19 protein-coding genes are annotated in these 20,770 nt (G+C 56.8%); 10 read left to right on the top strand and 9 right to left on the bottom strand.

Annotation, left to right across the window (positions count from 1 at the left end):
• The first annotated feature begins 3 nt into the window (after positions 1-3).
• From ACUN8C_RS10380 to ACUN8C_RS10370, 3 genes are read left to right on the top strand one after another with little or no spacing between them, the layout of a single operon-like run.
• Positions 4-873 (top strand): DUF4123 domain-containing protein, encoded by an 870-nt coding sequence (locus ACUN8C_RS10380; protein WP_445619152.1) that lies wholly within the window; start codon positions 4-6, stop codon positions 871-873.
• Positions 870-4,232: a T6SS effector BTH_I2691 family protein gene (locus tag ACUN8C_RS10375; RefSeq protein WP_445619151.1), complete on the top strand. Its 3,363-nt coding sequence runs from the start codon at positions 870-872 to the stop codon at positions 4,230-4,232. Before ACUN8C_RS10380 ends, ACUN8C_RS10375 begins: the two co-directional genes overlap by 4 nt.
• Complete coding sequence (locus ACUN8C_RS10370; protein WP_445619150.1) at positions 4,207-5,073, top strand: tetratricopeptide repeat protein; 867 nt, start codon at positions 4,207-4,209, stop codon at positions 5,071-5,073. The genes ACUN8C_RS10375 and ACUN8C_RS10370 overlap by 26 nt, the downstream gene beginning before the upstream one ends.
• Before the next feature lie 263 nt (positions 5,074-5,336).
• Here the strand turns inward: ACUN8C_RS10370 and ACUN8C_RS10365 are convergent, their stop codons facing one another.
• On the bottom strand, positions 5,337-5,747 hold the full coding sequence (locus tag ACUN8C_RS10365) for a VOC family protein (protein ID WP_445619149.1): 411 nt from the start codon (positions 5,745-5,747) through the stop codon (positions 5,337-5,339).
• 549 nt (positions 5,748-6,296) lie between these two features.
• Positions 6,297-6,719, bottom strand: coding sequence for a hypothetical protein (locus ACUN8C_RS10360; protein ID WP_445619148.1), 423 nt, complete (start codon positions 6,717-6,719; stop codon positions 6,297-6,299).
• 149 nt (positions 6,720-6,868) lie between these two features.
• Here ACUN8C_RS10360 and ACUN8C_RS10355 point away from each other — a divergent pair, with 149 nt between their 5' ends.
• On the top strand, positions 6,869-7,306 hold the full coding sequence (locus ACUN8C_RS10355) for a copper resistance protein NlpE N-terminal domain-containing protein (RefSeq protein WP_445619147.1): 438 nt from the start codon (positions 6,869-6,871) through the stop codon (positions 7,304-7,306).
• Between the two features lie 80 nt (positions 7,307-7,386).
• Complete coding sequence (locus ACUN8C_RS10350) at positions 7,387-7,626, top strand: hypothetical protein (RefSeq protein ID WP_445619146.1); 240 nt, start codon at positions 7,387-7,389, stop codon at positions 7,624-7,626.
• Between the two features lie 94 nt (positions 7,627-7,720).
• Here ACUN8C_RS10350 and ACUN8C_RS10345 read toward each other — a convergent pair whose 3' ends face one another.
• From ACUN8C_RS10345 to denD, 3 genes are all read right to left on the bottom strand, one after another.
• On the bottom strand, positions 7,721-7,900 hold the full coding sequence (locus tag ACUN8C_RS10345) for a metallothionein (RefSeq protein ID WP_108842390.1): 180 nt from the start codon (positions 7,898-7,900) through the stop codon (positions 7,721-7,723).
• Between the two features lie 86 nt (positions 7,901-7,986).
• Positions 7,987-9,387, bottom strand: a complete 1,401-nt coding sequence (locus tag ACUN8C_RS10340; protein WP_445619145.1) for a GntP family permease — start codon at positions 9,385-9,387, stop codon at positions 7,987-7,989.
• 71 nt (positions 9,388-9,458) lie between these two features.
• Entirely contained in the window at positions 9,459-10,421 is a 963-nt protein-coding gene (gene denD, locus ACUN8C_RS10335; RefSeq protein ID WP_445619144.1) for a D-erythronate dehydrogenase, read from the bottom strand.
• A 247-nt stretch (positions 10,422-10,668) separates the two neighbouring features.
• On the opposite strand from denD, the gene ACUN8C_RS10330 reads away from it, so the two are divergent.
• The 5 genes from ACUN8C_RS10330 to otnI all read left to right on the top strand — a co-directional run bounded on the left by ACUN8C_RS10330 (position 10,669) and on the right by otnI (position 15,210).
• Positions 10,669-11,460, top strand: coding sequence for a FadR/GntR family transcriptional regulator (locus tag ACUN8C_RS10330; protein WP_445619143.1), 792 nt, complete (start codon positions 10,669-10,671; stop codon positions 11,458-11,460).
• 36 nt (positions 11,461-11,496) lie between these two features.
• Positions 11,497-12,402: an L-threonate dehydrogenase gene (gene ltnD, locus ACUN8C_RS10325; RefSeq protein ID WP_445619142.1), complete on the top strand. Its 906-nt coding sequence runs from the start codon at positions 11,497-11,499 to the stop codon at positions 12,400-12,402.
• Between the two features lie 23 nt (positions 12,403-12,425).
• Positions 12,426-13,697: a 3-oxo-tetronate kinase gene (gene otnK, locus ACUN8C_RS10320; protein ID WP_445619141.1), complete on the top strand. Its 1,272-nt coding sequence runs from the start codon at positions 12,426-12,428 to the stop codon at positions 13,695-13,697.
• Positions 13,694-14,353, top strand: coding sequence for a 3-oxo-tetronate 4-phosphate decarboxylase (otnC, locus tag ACUN8C_RS10315; protein ID WP_445619140.1), 660 nt, complete (start codon positions 13,694-13,696; stop codon positions 14,351-14,353). The genes otnK and otnC overlap by 4 nt, the downstream gene beginning before the upstream one ends.
• 74 nt (positions 14,354-14,427) lie before the next feature.
• Positions 14,428-15,210, top strand: a complete 783-nt coding sequence (gene otnI / locus ACUN8C_RS10310; RefSeq protein WP_445619139.1) for a 2-oxo-tetronate isomerase — start codon at positions 14,428-14,430, stop codon at positions 15,208-15,210.
• A gap of 28 nt (positions 15,211-15,238) precedes the next feature.
• On the opposite strand, the gene ACUN8C_RS10305 is transcribed toward otnI, so the two are convergent.
• The 4 genes from ACUN8C_RS10305 to nirB form a co-directional block, all read right to left on the bottom strand.
• Positions 15,239-16,753: an acetyl-CoA hydrolase/transferase family protein gene (locus tag ACUN8C_RS10305; RefSeq protein WP_445619138.1), complete on the bottom strand. Its 1,515-nt coding sequence runs from the start codon at positions 16,751-16,753 to the stop codon at positions 15,239-15,241.
• A gap of 191 nt (positions 16,754-16,944) precedes the next feature.
• Positions 16,945-17,772, bottom strand: coding sequence for a formate/nitrite transporter family protein (locus tag ACUN8C_RS10300; protein ID WP_445619137.1), 828 nt, complete (start codon positions 17,770-17,772; stop codon positions 16,945-16,947).
• A gap of 66 nt (positions 17,773-17,838) precedes the next feature.
• Positions 17,839-18,201 (bottom strand): nitrite reductase small subunit NirD, encoded by a 363-nt coding sequence (gene nirD, locus ACUN8C_RS10295; RefSeq protein ID WP_445619136.1) that lies wholly within the window; start codon positions 18,199-18,201, stop codon positions 17,839-17,841.
• Positions 18,201-20,768, bottom strand: a complete 2,568-nt coding sequence (gene nirB, locus ACUN8C_RS10290) for a nitrite reductase large subunit NirB (RefSeq protein WP_445619135.1) — start codon at positions 20,766-20,768, stop codon at positions 18,201-18,203. The genes nirD and nirB overlap by 1 nt, the downstream gene beginning before the upstream one ends.
• Positions 20,769-20,770: the final 2 nt, after the last annotated feature.

Here is a 20,770-nt window from a genome sequence, read left to right as displayed (position 1 = left end):
GTCATGGAAAATATTCAAGACGTCAGATCCTTGCATCGGTACTTGCTGTTGGATCCAGTGCTGCACGATCCACTGGAGGCCTCTCGACGTGCGTTGCAGTCCATGCAAAAAGCCATGCCGCCAGAAGTCTATCTAATCGATGATCCACGCGTAGACAGAGCGCCCGAGGCGCGGCTTCGCCTGTATGTGGTTCCGGAAGGGAGCGAGCTGGACCAGCAGATAGAGCGCTGGATGGTGTCGGAAAAAGACCGGAAGAGTATCTGTGGCTGGTTGAGTACCCACTATTCACTGCACATGCTGGGCAGGCATCTTCAGCGCATGCTGATTCAGCCTGTACCGGATGGCACGCGCATGCTGCTGCGTTTTTTTGACCCACGCGTACTCCATCATTTGAGACAGATCCTCTCTTCGGAGCAGTTGGGGTGCCTGCTGGGACCGATAAAATCCTGGCGGTACCCCGATATCAACGGAAACTGGAATCGCCTCACGTCTTCCTCTTTAGGGTTGCACCAGCCAGGCCTGACCGGTGAACAGTGGCGCTCAATCGAGCGTCTCTCCGCCATCAATCTTTGTATTCAGGCATGGCAGCACAATGTCAAAGGTGCCTCCCTGCCTGATGATGCCTCCATCAAAGTGGATCATCTTCTTGAAAAAGCCTTTCATCACGACATCAAAGAGCAGACCGAAATGGTGGCCTTCGTTTTACATGGTCTGGCCACGCAGCCTGACTTTGATGATCATCCCATCATGCAGAAGCTGCTACGGAAAAGGCGTTTTGAAAAGACAGGCTATCTGGCACTGACAGATGCGCTTGGTGAGACGGATTGGCAAGCCATTGCCGGCAACAGGTTACAAAAGGATCAAATCGTATGACGACGCCCAATGCAGCTACCGCTAACAGCACGGCCAGAGGGCAGGGATGTGCCGGTCTTCTGGCGCAGGATTGCCGTTACTGCATGCGTCAGGGGCTTCCCATACTGCCAGTGCGCTATGCGGTGTGTCAGCTGGATGAAAATCTTGGCGTTACGCCTTTGCCTGAAGACCGCATCAAGGAACTTTACCCGACTGATCATGAAGGACAAATCGCCGAGCTGGATCTACAGACATCGATTAATGAAGAAGGTCATCAGCAAAAAGGAACGCATCAAAAGAGTAAATATATTCTGCGCAAACTGCGTAATGGGTTTCTCTATGTCTACGACGAAGGCAACGCCCAGTGGTTTGCCTACGCCATCAGCGATACATCAGAGCTTTTGCAGTTTCCACCCTCCGCGCCGCCAACTGATCTAAAGCCGGAACCCTTCGTCTGTAACAAGGCGGCACACCGCGCCAGTGCCTGTCTGGTCACGCTTCCCAATGTGACCCGGACGGGCAAGGCCTGGTTTGCCTATGTCGAGTCGCCCTGGTCCGAAGCACATCTTGAGCGGGTTGCCGGAGACAGCTCCTGGCGAGAGCAGAACATGCAATGCTTTGATGTTAACCAGTGGTTGGGAAGCGGTCAGACCGATTATGCCTTTGCACAACAAGAGATCGAAACGCTGGTGCCTGAATACAATACCGGTCAGGCATCTGATATTCCCGTGAGTGAAAGCCTGAAAGAACATCGCTTCTCTCGTCCTGTCGGCATTGATAGCCATGAAGATCTGATGGCCATGATGAATGCCCGGATTGAGAACAACCGTGATCTCGAGGGCAAGGCAGGCCAGGGCGTCATGCTGGCCATCAAGGACGAAGTCGGCATTATTGAAGAGTTGAATTATGCCCGCCAGAAGCCTCTGGAAAAAATGCGCGAATTCCAGGGTAAAAACGGTGGAATAAACGCAAGACGATCGCAGTGGTATGCCTCGGTCGTGCAGCTAAGAGAAGCATTGGAGCAAGCCGCAGAGAACAAAAAAGACGCTGTCGATGAAGAGTATGATGAAAAGCTTGCCGAGGTCAGTCAAAACCTTGAAGAAGAAAAGGATCAGTTTCACAGAAACTGGCAGCACAGATACAACGAAGCTACAGACGAGTCAGAAAGAGCCAGGCTGACGGCCTTGAAGGAACAAAGCGTTGATGAAAATGGTTATCCTATTTTTTCCGAGTACATGCCTCAATATCGACAGCTGCAAGTTATAAAACAAAGTAAAAGATCAAAGGTTGAAAATGACCTTGATGATACGCTAAATGAATTTACCGATTACTACGACGGTGAAAAAGAAGAAAAAATAAAAGAGGATATCGTTGAGTATCAGAAGGCAATAGATGAACGGGTTCCCTTCATTGATGCCGACTACGCGCAATGGGTTTTTTATGGGCTTAATGCTGCGCTGGGTCGCTATGACGACCGTGACTCCGGGAATGGCCTGTGTGTCACCACCATTATCAGCAGTGCGTTGGAAGGCGGGGTGCTTTCAGAAAACAGCCGCTGGCTATGGCAGCAATTGCTAGAACAGCTCTATTTTCACTACTCCATTCTGATCAAGGCCTACCTGCACAATCACCGTGAAAGCATTGACGCCTTCGTTGCTGACACTGCCTCATTAAAGGATACGCACTCCTTTTTTGGGCAATTAAAACTCAAGGAGTGGTTTGATCAGATCAAGGCGTTGAGAAAAATCAAGAAAGGTGGCTGGAATCTCCCCGATTTTAACGTCTTTCATGACGCCATCAATCGGCTAAGCAGTACGGGTGTAAGTACCTCCAGCGCTCTTTTGGCGCACGAGGCAGCAGATGGCGTCGCCAGCCAGCAGCCCCCCACCGTAAATTCCGGCCCGATGGTGCAGTTCGCCCGTCTATTGCAGGTCAATGACCTGGTCATGACGCGCGACGGTACCTTTGAGCAGCAGGCCTCTTATGCTGTGGAGGTGAAGATCACCATGGGGGAGTATGACCGCACTCTGCGCTATCTGGCGCACCGGGACGGTTCCCCTGTGCTTTCTGATAAAAGAGCCTATCGCTATATCGGAGATATCGAAAACGGTGAGCGTATTGGCGGTAATTTCGTGGAAGCCCGGTTGGCCGATGATACTCAACTGAAAGTGCTCTGGATTGTTCGTGATACAGAGCTCGACCAGTTTGCCAGTTATGTGGAAGCCGACGCCATACGGGAGGGAGGAAACCCTCGGTCCATCATGCTTGATGAGCAGACCATGATGGCGGAGGCGTTCAACAAGCGCCTGCGTGACCGTCTGACAGGCGCTGATGCCGCCTTCAAGCACATCAGTACGCTCTTTACCGTCATCGGCTTTTTCGAAGCCGCGAAAGAAACGAGTGAAAAACCGGCAAGTTTTGATCACTGGTGGAGATTGGTCAGCAGTGTCGTCGGTGTGGCTCAGCTGGTGACCGAAAGGGCGGCTGCCTCTCAGGCCAGAAAAGGGCTGCAAATGGCGGGTGGCCATGCCATGGCCCGGGTCAGTACGAGTGTAGCGCTGGAGAAGATCGGCAAGGGCTTTGGCGTGGCCAGCAGCGCCATCGGCATTATTGATGGCTTTAGAACGCTCAGTGAAGCCGGTGTCATGGCCCGTCGAGGAGAGCTCAGCTCACGTGTCAAAACAAAGACCTTCCTGGGCAGCATCAGTATTGCCGGCGGTGTACTGGCCATTGCCTGTGGCTCACTGGTACTGATACCGGCCGTGATCGGGCTGATGACCCTGGTTGGTGCTTATATGCTGGTCCAGCTGGTGCCACTCAATATAAGAACCTGGCTGAGACGAAGCCTGTATGGGATAGAGCAGGATGGATTCAGGATGCCGCCCTTTGAGGATGCTGTCAGCGAACAGGAATCCCTTAAAATGGTATTCAGCGGTATCACGATCGATCTGACAAAGAACAAGACCAACGATGAAAACATATGGCTGAGGATGGCATCCCCTTACAATCCAAGTTCAGAAAAAAATATGTCGGTGCATATTACAATTGAGAGTGTGTCTGATTTAGAGGGGGTTATAGTTTTTTCTTTGGATGAAAGAGATGGAAAAGAACTGATTAAGGGGCAACAGTATGTTTATCGCCCTCAAGAAAGTAAGCTTTTTACTAAGTCAATAGATGAGGTTGGTGAGGGTGCGTTTCGAAGTAATAGTGAAAGGTTTGTTGAGGTTGATAGTGAAGAGCTTTACGAGCCAAAAGTGGTGAGGAGTGAGGGTAGTATAGTTAAGTGGTATTTAGAGTATAGTTATGATCCTAATCTTTTTTTAAAAGTTGAATATGAGGGTGATGGGGTTATTTATGGTAATGATGAGATCGCTTTTTAATTTTCTTTTTGTGTTTTTATTGTTGTGGCCATATTCAGTTATGGCAGGGGATGATTTTTTTAGTTATTCAGATGTTAGGAGCGTGCTGGAAAAAGAAAATATTAGAGAAATCGAAAAAATGGCGGCCGATAATGCTAAATACTCTTATGTAGCAGCTTTGGCTTATCTAAATGGAGTGGAAATCGATGGCAATAAAGTCGACGTTGATAAGAAAAAAGGTATTTGTTTTTTAAAAAAATCTTCTGAAAAAGGTTTTGCGGCAGCCAACTATTCCCTTGGTAATGCTTACTATAAAGGTTATGGAGTAAAAAAAGACGCAAGTAAATGGCTTTTTTATACTGAAAGAGCGGCAAAAGCTGGTTATCCAGATGCCCAAAAATCTTTGGCTCAAGCTTATTCTAGCAAAAAAAGAAAAAGAGAGTTTTTCGATTTAAAAAAGTCGGCATATTGGTATGAGGAATGGGCGAAAAGTGGGGATCCTTATGCTTTAACTTCAGTAGGTAACATGTATAACGATGGTGTGGGTGTTAAAAAGAATAAAGAAAAAGCCTTCTATTGGTACAATCAAGCTGTACAGCAGGACTTTATGAGTGCTCAAAGAGAGATAGCTTCTCTTTATGCGTCAGGCGAAGGTGCTGAAAAAGATCTCGTCATGGCCTACATGATGTACGATCTTGGGGGCACTGCTGGTATAGAGGGAAAGAAAAAAGTGGCTCAGGAAATGACAGAAGATCAGATCAAGGAGGCCATTACAAAATCCAGACGGTGGCAGGAAGACCACAAGGCATTCCGGCCCAGCTACAGTGGGCTCGAATACCAGCCTGATGGCAGCTATCGCTGATCTATTTTTCTTGAGCAATACAAAAACGCCGTGGCCCGTGCCACGGCGTTTTTATTTGAGAATTTTTTGGTTAGTTATCCCCTTTCTGTAGCTGGCTACTGAGCGGTCATCGTGTCTAATTAACAGCCATGCCATGGCCCGGGTCAGTACGAGTGTAGCGCTGGAGAAGATCGGCAAGGGCATTGGTGTGGCCAGCAGTACCATCAGTTTCGTTGATGACTTAGAACGTTTATTGAATCTAATGCTGGAGTAGCGAAGCACCGTTATAACTCTTCAGCCTTATCAAAATGATCATGACACACACAGCACAGCTTGTTGCCATCAAGGTCACGCAGGTAGGCACCGTAAAAATAGTCATGATACTGCGAGCGAAGGGCCGGCGCGCCTTCGTCGGTGCCACCCAGGGCTATGCCGATGGCGTAAAACTGATCGACAATCTCATGGCTGTGCGCCTTGAAGGCGACCATCGTTCCGTTACCAGGCGCTGCGGCGTTCTGATCGAAGGGACTGCAGACCAGGAAGATGATTTTTTCCTGTGGGGCGGCGTAGCATAGCCATGAGTGGTCGCTGTCCTCGTCATCATGTCGATAAAGACCGATGCACCCCAGCAATGGATCATAAAATTCTCTGGCTTGCGCCAGATCGTTACTTCCTACCATGACATGACTCAGCATGATCTGTGGCTCCGGCATCTGCTGTTCTGGCAGGTGTTCATTGGTACAACCAAACGTACGGTTATTCTGTCATAACATTATGATTAAATGAGCAGACAATAACAGTGCCGGGCAGACTGAATCCCCAGGGTAGCGCCAGCATGATCGAAAGAGCATTGAAAGAGGCGTTACCAGGGGGGGGGGAAGAAGGGCAGATGATGATGAAAATCGCGACTACTGCCTGGAGACAGTAGCCGCGATCAGCTTCCATGCTTGTAAAAGCAGTCCATGCTTCAGGCATTCCATGCGCGGTGTGGTTCCTTCCACCTGCTCAGACTATTCACCCTGACGGCAACGTGCCATAGCGGCCACTCAAAAAAGAGCCCAATCTGATACCCGGCATAAAATGATTCAGGTTATTGATCCAGTTTATTAGCCGCGCTTCTGAAGGTGTTGCTCAATGAGTGCTCTCAGGTGAACAGTGACATGAGATCGCGCAGGAGCTGAAGGGTATTGCTGATGGCTTCTGCCATGAGGGTGATCTCCGTAAACGGTCAGAACAACAGGGCATCAGCGAGCGGAGTGATAAACAAAGTCATCGCTGGCGCGCTGGTAGCGGCTTGTTCCCAGAGTGCCGGCCTCGGCGCGTTCGCCACTGCGCTGCATGGCTTCACAGCTGATGTCGGTATGGCCGGTGAAGGGCATCAGGCCGGTGCTGACGGCGGTTTTCAGTACGGCGTAGCATACACCATTATTGAAGGGTTCAAGTTCTGCATCACTATAGTGATGGTCGCCTGAATACGTCAGTTCGATATTGATATCGTCGGCGGTCAACGAGCGAATATCGTAGCCCACCAATCGTTCATCCTTGAGCATGCTGTCGAGCGTGTCGGTAAACGGAGCCGTCGGAAGTGCTTCGGCCTGGGCCATTGAAAGCCCGCTGAATAGACAAGTGCCAACCAGCAGAAACAGCGATAAAAATTTTCGGTTCATGTCACCCTCATCGTGATGATGTACTAATATTCTGGCTGCTTTGACACCAGGCCGCTGTGCTGAAAAAAAGATGGCACAGGTTAAATTGGCGTATGGTTAAATTCTTGCCTAGTCTGCAAAGTGCCTGTTTTCGAAAAGGAGAATTCGAAATGACGTTCAAGGGTATCGCTACTACCGCAGTACTTGCATCTGTTATCGGACTGGCGGGTTGTTCCGGCGCCGATGTGCAAAATCAATCACCCTATGCGCAGGCTGATGGTCGTTATCAGGGCACGCTGCCGTGTGCTGACTGTGCCGGTATCAAGACCAATCTTGAGATCCGCAATCAGGACAACACTGGTGCAAGCTTCATGCTGGAAAGCACCCGTGTCGGCCAGAGTGAAAAGCCGCTGCAAACTCAGGGCCAGGTCCTGATCAAGCAGAATGTGGGGCCCAACAGCTACCCACTGGTGTATGAATTGAAAAACGGTCAGGGCAACACCATTTACAACCTGCTGCCGGTTGGCAATGGTGATATGCGTCTGCTGGATCGCAACTATTCACGTATCGATTCCAGTGACAACCTGACACTCAAGCGCATTCAATAAGCAATGCCTGAGTTCAAATAACCCGGCCCCTTGTGGCCGGGTTTATTGTAGGTCTCAACGTTGTGATAGAGGAAGTTGACATGGGTGATCTGTCTGAAGAAATGAGGATGCCAACGGCGTGTCCTGAATGCGGCAGTCATAGTGTTCGCCTGTCAGAAGCACACAACCCTGATGACAAGGTGTTCTGCTCTTCGTGCAATACGCTGCGTGGTCAGTATGCCGATCTGCAAAAAGAGCTTGAGAGCAAGCCAAAAAGCGAAGCCGAAAGGTTGCTTGAAGAAGTGGTCAACAAAAAGAGCAATGCTCCGGACCAGTCATAACGACGCTGGATGTCCTGACCGCTCATACCGTATTAAAAAGGCCCGCTTCCATGGAAGCGGGCCTTTGCGTTGCAGCGTTCAAGCTTTGCCGGTATCAGCTCTTGATGCCGCCCCAGTTGCGGCGATGGCAGTCACATTGACTGTCCTGGCAGGACTGATTGTCCGGATGTGCCGTTGCGCAGGCTTCACAGCAATAAAACTTGCCGTTCACCTCGGTTGCCGTATCGGGAACAACGCATTCACAGTAAGGGCAATCACAGATGTGCTGTGGCATGAGGCTCTCCTTTTCAAATGAAATCGCATGACGCCATGAGCTGTCTCAAGCATAGGTTATTGTGAGCAAAGCGTGCCCTCGACCCCCTAACCCATGAAGGCATTGGCGATGAAAAGCCCCACAAGTGCGGTGGCCCAGCCCAGCGTGGTCGGCACGGAGACGACCAGCATCTGATGTTTGGCATTCTTGACGCCCAGCATCCGATTGACCACCCAGAAGTAGCTGTCATTGAAGTAGCTGAAAAACAGCGCGCCCAGACAGGCCGCCTGAGCCGCCAGCACCATGTTGACGTCCGGCATGGCGGCAAGAATGGGCGCTGAAATGGATGCCCCCGTAATCATCGACACCGTGCCGCTGCCCTGAGCAAAGCGCACCAGGGTGGCAATGATGAAGGGAATCAAAAATGCCGGCAGGGCCAGCGAGGCCACCTGCGCACCAATATAATCCCCGGCGCCGCTGGCGCGCAGTACCGCGCCCAGTGCGCCCCCGGCACCGGTAACCAGCAAAATGATGCCGGCGCTTTCCACGCCCTTTTCCAGATGATTGAGCACCTCTTCGCGCGGCATTTTGGGCACCAGCCCATACACGGCGACCAGCACCCCGATGCCCACGGCAATGACCGGATTACCGAAAAAAGTAATCAATTGACCGATCACGGAGCTTCCAGGCGCTACGCTGTCATCAAGGCTTGCCAGCGCACTAAACAGCGTATTGAGAAAGATCAGACCGATCGGCAGCGCAATGGGCATGATGGAGCGCACCAGAGAGGGCAGTTCCTGTTCGCCGGGCTGCATCTGCTCCGTGGTCGCATCCTCGGTGGGGGCCAGGCCCTGACCCGTGTCGCGCTCGATCATGGCCTCGATGCGCGGGCCCATGAATCGGGCATACAGCACCATGACGATCAGTGCTGGCGCGGTGAACACGATCCCCCAGGCGATCATTAACCCGATATCGATCCCGAAAATACCGGCCACGCCCAGCGGGCCCGGCGTTGGCGGGACGGCGCTGTGGGTCACGATCAGACCGGAACCCAGCGCTATCCCCAGCGTCAGGATCGAGCGCCCGCTGCTGCGTGACAGCGCCCGTACCAGTGGGTTGAGGATGACGTAGGCGGAATCACAAAAGATCGGGATCGAGACGATATAGCCGGTCAGCGCCATGGCCCAGTCCTCGCGCTCCTTGCCCAGCAAACGCAGGATGGTGCGGGCCAGTCGCTGTCCCGCACCGGAGACCTCCAGAATACGCCCCATCATGACGCCAAACCCGATGACCAGGCCAATGGTGGCAAGCGTTGCCCCGAACCCGGTCGTAATGGCGCCAATGACATCGTTGGCCGGCATGCCGCCGATCAAGCCGGCAAGCGAGGCGGCGGTGACCAGCGCCAGTAACGCGTGCACGCGGGTTTTCAGTACCAGAAAGATCATCACAAAGATGGCAATGCCCAGGCCAATAATGACCTGGGGACCTGCAATGGTGGCATCTGTCATGACGGGAGTTTCCCTGAATGAAAAGTGTTGGCGCTGGAGCGGATTGACCCGGCCCTGAAGGCCGCGCGCGATCAGCCCTGCTGGCGGCTCATGTAATGCTGATGGGCACGCACGATGTCATCGAATTGCTCATCGACCCCAAAGCCCAGTGACAGGGCGTATTGGTTATCAAAAAGCGGCGCCCAGCTGTACACGATCGCCTCGATCTGAGCGTCACGCTCGTAGCGGATCAGTGACGCTGTTTCGGGTCCGGCCACGCGCTCAAGACTTTCGATCATCTCCGTGACCCTGATCGACATGCCCGGCAGGTTGATGGTGCGACAGGCCTCCATACGCTCGCCTTCAAGAGAGAGGGCGTGAGCAAGATTGTTGATGATGGTCTCCGGCGAGCAGATCCAGATGGCAAAGTCCGGGTCGATCGGACAGACCGCCTCTTCACCGCCCAGCGGCTCACGAATGATGGAGCTGGCAAACGAGGACGCTGCCCGGTTTGGACGTCCGGGGCGGACCACAATGGTCGGTAGCCGACACACCCGGCCATCGATGAAACCGCGCCGGCTATAGTCGTTGACCAGCAGTTCGCTCATGGCTTTCTGGGTGCCGTAGGAAGACAGCGGCTGCGGCGCGGTCTGTTCGGTCAGCGGCGAGGGCATGCCGGGGCCAAATACCGCCAGTGAACTGCTGAACAGAAAACGGATGTGATTGCCACGATGTCGGCAGGCTTCGAGCAGTGAGCGCGTGGCATCAAAATTGACCTGCATGCCCTGATCAAATTCCGCCTCGGCGTGAGAGCTGACAATGGCGGCCAGATGGCAGACGGCAATGGTATCGTCACGAAAGGCGCGCTCAATGACGGCCGGATCACTGATATCGCCCACGATGGAGTCGATACGGGCGTCTTCCACCGGGCAGGGGGCCAGATCAAGGCTGGTGATATGGCTGATGGGCTGACCTGCCAGCGTTCCCTGCTCGAGCAGTTTCATGGCCAGTCGTGCGCCCAGAAATCCGGCGGCGCCCGTAATGATGATGTGCATAGCCTGCTTCCTTGTGTCAGTTGTCGGACAGCTTCCTGTAAGCCCTGTGGGTGTCGATATCAGTGACCGCCTGCCTGAATGAACAAGTGCGTCGAGCGATATCATTCAAGAAGGTATTGAGTGTTGCTCTTTTTTTTGTAATGTTGTCTGACAACTATTGGGCGGGGCAATATGATCATTGGTCGAACACCCGGCGTTGAAGCGTCGTTTCTTTCAGGGCCGCGTCTGACATGGAGGAGGGCGCACCATGACTGATTCGCCATCAGGCAACCGCGTGTCGGACAAAAAAGTCTCGGACAGGAACGTCTCGGAAAGGGCCCCCGGACTTGCCGAACAGATTGCCAATGCGCTGACACGGGCCATCCATACCGGTGAGCTGTACGCCGGGCAGCGCCTGCCGACCGAGGCAGCGCTCGGGGAGCGTTATGAGGTCAGTCGTTCGGTGGTACGCGAGGCCATTTCCATGCTGCGCAATGCCGGTCTTGTCGTCTCAAGGCGCGGCAGCGGCAGTTTCGTGGCCGATGAGCCAAGGGTCTCGCTGGTACAGGCGTTGCCCGGTGAGTCACTGGCCTCGGTGCTGCATCTGCTGGAGCTGCGTCGTGCGCTGGAAGGCGAGGCAGCCTTTCATGCCGCAACGCGCTGCTCGCGGGCGCAGCTGCGAAGATTGCGCAATGCCATGGTCGATATCGATGAGGCCGTGGAAGCCGGCGAGTCCGGCGTCGAGCAGGACATGGCCTTTCATCGCGCTGTTGCCGAGGCCTCAAACAATGAGTACTTCATCACGGTTCTGGATTTCTATAACCGCTTCCTGCATCAGGCCATCAGCCTGACCCGACGCAATGAGGCGCGACGTGACACCTTTGTAGCTGAAGTCATCAGCGAGCATGACGCCATTCTTGAAGCCATCGCCCGAGGGGATGGCGATGCGGCGCGACAGGCGGCGTGGTGGCACATGGATCAGGCCCGCAGGCGCCTGAGTGATATACCGCCATCGTTGATCGAGGCGTTCGAGCACACTGGCAACGACGGTCAGCATTAATTTCAGCATGGACTGATTTTATCAAGGAGTAATCGCATGGCAGACAGACTCAGAGCAGGCGTGATCGGGTTGGGGTCAATGGGCATGGGGATGGCGTCATCGCTGATCCGTGGCGGGTTCGATACCCTGGGCTGCGATATCAACGCCAGCGCCCTTGAAAGACTCACGGCCGAGGGGGGAAGGCCGGTCGCCAATCCCGCCGAGATGGGGCGTCAGGTCGATATCGTCTTTCTGGTGGTCGTCAATGCCGCCCAGATGCGTCAGGTACTGATGGGAGACGACGGCCTGGCCTCGACTCTGGCGCCCGGCAGCATCGTGGTGGGTTGTGCCACGGCCGCACCGGACGATGTGATCGCGCTGGCGGCTGAGCTGGCCGGTCAGGGCATCGACTATCTCGATATTCCCATCTCGGGCGGGTCCGTCAAATCCGCCGCCGGCGAGCTGACGTTGATGGCCTCCGGCCCCTCAAGCGTGTTCGAGCGTGCCCAGCCGGCACTGGATGCCATCGCGGCCACCATCTTTCGTCTGGGCGAGGCGCCCGGGCAGGGCTCGCAGGTCAAGCTGGTCAACCAGCTGCTGGCGGGCGTGCATATTGCCGCGGCGGCCGAGGCGATGGCCTACGGCATCAAAAGTGGCTGTGACCCCCAAACGCTGTATGAGGTGATCACCAAAAGCGCCGGTAACTCCTGGATGTTTGAAAACCGCGTGCCGCACATTATCGACGGTGACTATACGCCGCGCTCGGCGGTGGACATCTTCGTCAAGGATCTGGGGCTGGTGCATGACACGGCACGCGCCGAGCGCTTTCCGCTGCCCATGACCGCCCAGGCACTGACCATGTTCAGCCAGGCCTCTTCCATGGGCTATGGCCGCGAAGATGATGCAGGCGTGGTGCGCATCTTCCCGGGAATCGATCTGCCCACCCGGGCTGCCAACGACTGATGCCTTGAACCAGGGAGAATCCCATGCCATTGCTGGGCTGTATTGCAGATGATTTTACCGGCGCCACCGACCTGGCCAGTCAGCTGGTCAGTGTCGGCATGCGCACCGTGCAGACCATCGGTGTGCCGGACGAAGGGCTGTCCGATGACCTTCAAAGCGTCGATGCCGTGGTGGTGGCGCTCAAGAGCCGAACCATCCCTGCAAAAGAGGCGATCGAACAGTCGCTGGCAGCGCTTGAATGGCTTCAGGCGCGCGGCTGCGAGCAGTTTTATTTCAAGTATTGCTCCACTTTTGATTCCACACCCGAGGGCAACATCGGACCGGTGACCGAGGCGCTGATGCAGGCGCTGGACGTGCCCTTTACCGTGGCCTGTCCCGCGCTGCCGGCCAATCGCCGCACGGTTTACAACGGCTACCTGTTTGCCAACGGGGTGCCGCTCAATGAAAGCGGCATGCAGGATCATCCGCTCACCCCGATGACGGATGCCAATGTGGTGCGCGTCATGGGCAGTCAGACCCACCACCGGGTCGGGCTGGTCGACTTTGATTGCGTACGCCTGGGCAGCGAGGCCGTTCGAAGCCGTTTTGACGCGCTGCAGGCGGATGGCGTTGGCGTGGCGATTCTTGATGCCATCGAGCAGCGCGATCTGGAAACGCTCGGTGAGGCCTGTCGAGACCTGCGTCTTGTCACTGCCGGTTCGGGTCTGGCGCTGGGCCTTCACGCCCGCTGGGCCAATCAGCTGACCGGTGACCGCGCTGCCGAATTACCGGCCACTTCAGGACGGGAGGCCATCCTCAGCGGCAGCTGCTCACGCGCGACACTGGCCCAGATTGAACACGCCAAAGCGCACTATCCCCATTATCGCCTTGATGCACTGGCATTGGCCGAAGACTATCAGGGGCAGGTAGACGGCGCGCTGGCCCTGGCACGAGCGCATCTCGACGCGTCACCCGTGCTGATCTATGCCAGCGCCTCTCCTGACAATGTCAAAAAGGCGCAGCAGGCGCTGGGCGTGCAGGCAGCCGGCGAGATTGTCGAGCGCGCGCTGGGAGAGATTGCCGCGGCCCTGGTCACGGATCTGGGTGTGCGCCGCCTGCTGGTGGCAGGGGGCGAAAGCTCCGGCGCCGTGGTCAGTGCACTTGAGGTGAAAGGCCTTCAGATCGGGCCGAGTATCGACCCGGGGGTGCCCTGGACCGTGACGCTGGGCAGCCATGCGCGGCTGGCACTGGCGCTCAAGTCGGGTAATTTTGGCGCGGAAGATTTCATGACAAAGGCCTGGGAGACAATGCCATGAGCCATATCCATACGCACTCGGAAGAAAACCGCCTGCGCGAGGAGATCAGCGAGATCGGACGCGCCTTTCGTCAGCTGGGCATGGCGCCCGGTACCTCCGGCAACATCAGCGCCAAATGCGAGGGCGGCTGGCTGATGACGCCGACCAATGCAAGTCTTGGGGCGCTGGACCCGGCCGAGATCTCAAAGCTCGACTGGGAAGGCAATCTGATCTCCGGCAAACCGCCGACCAAGGAGTCCTTTCTCCATCGCGCCTTCTATGAGTCGCGCGAGGAGGCCGGCGGGGTCATCCATCTGCACTCGACCTACGCCACGGCCGTTTCCTGTCTGGCGGGGCTGGACGCCAACTCCTGTCTGCCGCCCATCACGCCCTATTTCGTGATGCGCGTGGGGCGTCTGCCGCTGTTGCCTTATTTCCGTCCGGGCGACCCGGCCATGGGGGAGGCGGTGCGTGAATATGCCTCCAATTACAGTGCCGTACTGCTGGCCAATCATGGCCCGGTGGTCGCCGGCAAGAGCCTTGAAGCCGCGCGTAATGCCATTGAGGAGCTCGAGGAGACCGCGCGTCTGTTCCTGATGCTCCAGGGGCACAGTATCAACATGCTGAGTGAGGCGCAGATTGATGATCTGCGCGAGCAGTTTGGCGCCCGCTGGTAGGGCGCCGTGTTTCCGGCGCCTTCGGGCGCCGGGCCATGAAGGTCTGTTGTCATCCATTGTTTAAAGGAGCGCTCATGCCGCGTTTTGCTGCCAACCTCACCATGATGTTCAACGAAGTCTCCTTTATGCAGCGCTTTGAACAGGCCGCGGCTCAGGGCTTTGAAGCGGTAGAGTATCTCTTCCCCTATGCCTTTGAGGCCGACGACATTGCCCGAGAGCTCAAGCGTTGTGACCTTAAACAGGTGCTGTTCAATCTGCCCGCCGGAGACTGGGAAGCCGGCGAGCGCGGTCTGGCCGCGCTGCCCGGGCGCGAACGCGAGTTTCGTGACAGCGTCGAGACGGCCATTCGCTATGCGCGCGCACTGAACTGTCCGAGGGTGCATGCCATGGCCGGGGTGGCCGGCGAGGGGGCTGATCTTTCGGCCATGCACGATACGTATCTGAACAATATTCGCCTTGCCGCGTGTCGACTGGCCGAGGAAGGCATTACGCTGCTGCTCGAGCCGATCAATAGCCGCGATATGCCGGGGTATTTCCTGAACCATCAGCACGACGCGCACGAGATCATTGAAACGCTCGGCGAGCCCAATGTTCGGGTGCAGATGGACTTCTACCACACCCAGATCATGGATGGCGATATCTGGACCACCTTTGAGGAGTACCGTGAAGGGGTCGGCCATATCCAGATTGCCGGTGTGCCCGAGCGTCACGAGCCCGATACCGGTGAGGTCAACTATCCCTGGCTGTTCGAGCAGCTGGATCAGGCCGGATTTGAGGGCTGGCTGGGCTGTGAATACACGCCCCGCGGTGAGACGGCAGCGGGGCTTGAGTGGTTCAACCCGTGGCGTCGTCGCTGACGCCACGGGGGCGGGGTTGATGTCCGGCTCAGGTGGGCTCGGTCAGCCCGAGCATTGAGCCTTCCTGCTCGGCGGCCAGATGCCAGGAGAGTGCTTTTTCCAGGCAGTGTGGCGTGTGGCCGCCGCGCTGGCATGCCTCGCGGAAATAGGCACGCAATGCCGGCCGGTATAGCGGGTCAGCACAGTGCTCGATGATGATGTCGGCCCGCTCGCGGGGTGCCAGACCACGCAGGTCGGCCAGGCCATGCTCCGAGACCAGAATATCGACATCGTGTTCGCAGTGATCCACGTGACTGACAAAGGGCACGAAGCTTGAAAGGGCACCGTTTTTGGCCGTCGATTTGGTAATAAAGATCGACAGATGGCCGTTGCGGGCAAAATCCCCCGAACCGCCGATGCCGTTCATCATCCTGGTGGCGTTAACGTGGGTCGAATTCACGTTGCCGTAAATGTCGGCCTCAAGCGCCGTATTGATGGCAATGATCCCCAGGCGCCGAACAATGCCCGGGTGGTTCGACATCTCCTGAGGGCGCAGCACGATGCGGTCTCTATAGTCGGCCAGGTGTGGCCAGATACGTTGGCCGCACTCTTCGGAAAGCGTGATCGAGCTGCCCGAGGCAAAGGTCATCTTGCCGCTGTCGAGCAGGTTGAAGGTGCTGTCCTGCAGCACTTCAGAGTACATGGTGAGATCTTCAAACGGCCCCTCCATCAGGCCGTTAAGCACGGCGTTGGCCATGGTGCCGATACCGGCCTGAAGGGGCATCAGCGACGGCGGCAGTCGGCCCACTTCTACTTCATGTTCGAAAAAGCCGATCAGGTGCCGGGCAATACGCTGGGTGTCTTCGTTGGGAATGCCCACTGTGGAGGGGCTGTCCTGACCTTCGGTGAGCACGATCGCGGCAATTTTGGCCGGATCAATGGGGATATGGTCCACACCAATGCGGGTGCTGGCATCTACCACCGGGATGGGCTGGCGGGCCGGTCGCATCTGGGGAATATAGATGTCATGCAAACCGATCAACGCCTCGGGCGTGGAGAGGTTGAGCTCGATGATGACCCTGTCGGCCAGAATCGCAAAGCTTGCCGAGTTGCCGACCGAGGCGGTAGGAACAATGCCGCCATCTTCGGTGATGGCACTGGCTTCAATGATGGCGACATCGATATGACCCAGCTGCTTGTTGCGCAGCTGTTCGACGGTCTCCGACAGGTGCTGATCGATGAACATCACCTCACCGCGATTGATGGCCGCGCGCAGAGTGGCATCCACCTGAAAGGGCATGCGCCGGGCCAGTACGCCAGCCTCGGTCAAATGGCGGTCGATGTCATTGCCCAGTGATGCCCCGGTCATCAGGCTGATCTTCAACGGATCATGTCTGGCCCGGCGCGCCAGGGCCAGCGGTACCTCCTTGGCTTCCCCGGCGCGGGTAAATCCGCTCATGCCGACAATCATGCCGTCCTGAATCAATTCGGCGGCCTCATCTGCGCTCATCAGGCGCGATTCCCATCCCTTCAACTGACAGCGCTCGCTGGCGGTTGCCTTCATGCTGACCCTCCCCTTAAAGCCATCCCGACCGATATGAGCCATGCATCGATATCGATGCTCAGCGCTGACGTTCTACTTTAACGGATAGGGGTACATGGCATCTGCCCCAAATCAAAAAGAAGGGGGTGCTCCATGATAAAAGGGCCCCACAAGGGGCCCTTTGGCGTTGGTGCATGTCATGGAGGACTGAATCATTTGACCGGGCGCTGGACCATTTCCCGTTTCGGGCCAGTGCGGACATGGGTGGTGTAGAGCGTCAGGCCCGTAAAGGCGAGTCCGCCGGCCAGGTTGCCCAGCACGGTGGGGATCTCGTTCCACCACATGTAGTCCCACACCGAGAAATCGCCGCCCATGATCAGCGCCGAAGGGAATAGAAACATGTTGACGATCGAGTGCTCAAAACCCATGTAGAAAAACAGCATGATCGGCATCCACATCGCAATCGCCTTGCCGCTGACCGAGCTTGAGACCATGGCGCCCACCACGCCCATCGACACCATCCAGTTGCACAGCATGCCGCGCATGAAAATGGTCAGCCAGCCGGCCAGTCCGTATTCGGCGTACCCCAGGGTGCGCGCCTTGCCGATACTGGCAATCTTTCCACCGATCTCGCCCGGGCCAATGGAGAAGCCGTAGGTAAGAATGAAGGCGATCATGAAGGCCACCGTCAGTGCCCCACCAAGGTTGCCCAGAAACACCCAGCCCCAGTTGCGCAAAATACCGTTGAGGGTAACGCCGGGGCGTCGGTCCAGCAGCGCCAGCGGCGTGAGCATGAACACGCCCGTGAGTAGATCAAAGCCCATCAGATAGAGCATCACGAACCCGACCGGAAAGAGTATGGCGCCGATCAGGGGCTGGCCGGTCTGTACCGTGATAGTGATCGCAAAGGCAGCGGCCAGGGCCAGAATGGCGCCGGCCATAAAGGCTCGAATCAGCGTGTCGCGCGTGGACATCGCAATCTTTGATGCCCCGGAATCGACCATTTTGGTGACAAATTCTGCAGGGGTGAGATAGGACATGATATGGCCTCTGGTGTGTTGTTGTTATGCCATGTATCGGTGGGGCCGGTGATCACATCGTCGCCCTCAGGCAATGACGACGCATTCGCCCTCGAGCCGGACATCAAAGGTGGCCAGGCGAACATCGCTGTCTTCAAGACAGACGCCATCGGTGAGCCGAAAGTGCTGCTTGTAAATGGGCGAGGCGACAACCAGTTCACCGCCCTTGTCGCCGATGATGCCGCGACCGATCACGTTGGCGTTCGAAAAGGGGTCATGGTTGTCGATGCCAAACACCTCCGGGGCGCTGTGACGGTCGCGCCCGTGGGGCAGATAGAACAGCGCGATCTGGCGGCCGTCGTGCAGGGCCACCACGCCCGAATAGTCGACCAGATCGCGGACACCGCACAGGACCTGTGCAGTGTTTTTGACAGCAGTTGCAGTACTCATCAGCGAATCTCCACGGCAAGGGATTGAAGCTCGTCGGTACGGGCAGGACGGGGCTGATCGCGTTCGGTGATGTTGACGATGTCCGGGTCACCGCCATGCTCGTTGACGAAGGTTCTAAAGCGCTTGAGCTTTTCCGGGTCTTTCAGGGCATTGGCCCATTCACATTCATAGGTATCGACCACGTGGTGCATCTGGCGCTCGAGCTCGTCCCCCAGACCCAGACTGTCGTGGATGATCACCTCTTTCAGAAAATCGAGGCCGCCTTCGAGGCTTTCCCGCCACACCGAGGTGCGCTGTAGCTTGTCGGCGGTGCGCACGTAGAACATTAAAAAGCGGTCGACGTAGCGAATGAGCGTGGCGCTGTCGATATCGGTGGCAAAGAGTTCGGCGTGGCGTGGGCGCATGCCGCCATTGCCGCAGACATACAGGTTCCAGCCGGCTTCGGTGGCGATCACGCCGATGTCCTTGCCCTGAGCCTCGGCGCACTCTCGGGTGCAGCCCGAGACGCCCATCTTGACCTTGTGCGGGGTGCGCAGGCCCTTGTAGCGATGCTCGAGTTCCAGCGCCATGGCGACGCTGTCCTGTACGCCGTAGCGACACCAGGTATTGCCCACACAGGATTTCACCGTGCGCAGCGACTTGCCGTAGGCGTGGCCGGTTTCAAAGCCTGCGTTGATCAGCTCCTCCCAGATGTCCGGCAGCTCATGCAGCTCGGCACCGAAAAGATCGATGCGCTGACCGCCGGTGATCTTGGTGTAGAGGTCGTACTTCTGGGCCACCTGACCCAGTGCCACCAGCTTGTCCGGCGTGATCTCGCCGCCGGCGATCCGCGGCATGACCGAATAGGTGCCGTTTTTCTGCATGTTGGCCATGAAGGTGTCATTGGTGTCCTGCAGCGCGACGTTCTGCGGGTCCATGATTGGCTGGTTCCAGCAGGTGGCGAGAATCGAGCCGATGGTCGGCTTGCAGATATCGCACCCCAGGCCGTGGCCATGCTTCTCCAGCAGCTCATCGAAGGAAGTGATTCCTTCAACGCGCACCATGGCGTAGAGCTCCTGGCGGGTATAGTGAAAGTGCTCGCAGAGACTCTTGTCGACGTCCATGCCGCGGGACTCGAGCTCGTGCTCGAAAACCTGCTTGAGAAGGGCCGCACAGCCGCCGCAACCGGTGCTGGCCTTCGTCTCGATCTTGAGCGCGGCGATATCGGCGCAGCCGTCATCAACGGCCTTGCAGATGGCACCCTTGGTGACGTTGTGACACGAACAGACCATGGCAGTGTCGGGCAGGGCATCGGCGCCCAGCGTCGGTGCGCCGCCCTCGCTTTGCGGCAGGATCAGCGCGGCCGGCTCCTTCGGCAGGTCGATGCCGTTTTGAACGTACTGAAGCAGGGTGTCGTAGTAGCTGTTGTCGCCGACCAGTATCGCGCCCAGCGCCTTTTTGCCGTCGCTTGAGACCACCAGACGGCGATAGCCGCTGCCGGCCTCGTCGATCCAGCGATAGCTTTTCGCCCCTTCGGTGGTGCCAAAGGCGTCACCGATCGAGCCGACATCCACGCCCAGCAGCTTGAGTTTGGTCGACATGTCCGCGCCGCTGAAGGGTTCACATACATCGGTCAGACAGCCCGCCACGGTGCGTGCCATGGTGTAGCCCGGCGCCACCAGGCCGAAGGTCTTGCCATTCCAGAGCGCACACTCGCCGATGGCAAAGATCTCCGGGTCAGAGGTGCGGCACGTTTCATCAATGACGATGCCGCCACGTTCGCCGACCTCCAGCCCGGCGTCGCGGGCAAGCTGATCCTGCGGGCGAATGCCGGCGGAAAAAAGCACCAGGTCGGTATCAAGATGCTCACCGCCTCTGAAGTTCATGCGGTAGGCATAGTCATGGCCGGGGGTGGCGACGATCTCTTCGGTGGCACAACCGGTGTGTACGCCCACGCCGAGGGCTTCGATGCGCTCGCGCAGGGCCGTACCGCCCTGATCATCCAGCTGTACCGGCATCAGGCGCGAGGCAAACTCCACCACATGGGCTTCAAGGCCGAGGAATTTGAGCGCGTTGGCCGCCTCAAGGCCCAAAAGGCCACCGCCAATCACCACGCCCCGACGGGCATGAGTGGCGTGGTGTCGAATGGCATCAAGATCGTCCAGCGTGCGATAGACCAGCCGTGCCTGTGGATGTTCGCTGACCTCAGGACCCGGAATCGGCGGGACGAAAGGCCAGGAACCGGTGGCGATGATCAGGCTGTCATAGGGCAGACGACCCTCGGGGGTGAGGATTTCGCGTCGGTCACGATCGATGCCCGAGATGCGTACGCCCAGATGCAGTGATACCCCGTGTGTGGCATGCAGATTGGCTTCACCGAGGGCGAGGGCATCGGCATCCTTGCCCGAGAAGTATTCCGACAGATGCACGCGGTCATAGGCGCGGTGGCGCTCATCACCAAACACGTGAATCTGGTAGTCCTGCGTGGCACCGCGCTCGATCAGCTGCTCGACACAGTGGTGTCCCACCATGCCGTTGCCAATGATGATGAGCTGCTTTTTCTCTGGATGAATCGTCAGGTCCTGCATGA

The organism is Kushneria sp. Sum13, from assembly GCF_052692355.1.
The sequence above is the reverse complement of the archived record's forward strand: the minus strand, read 5'-3'. Positions and strand labels throughout refer to the sequence as shown.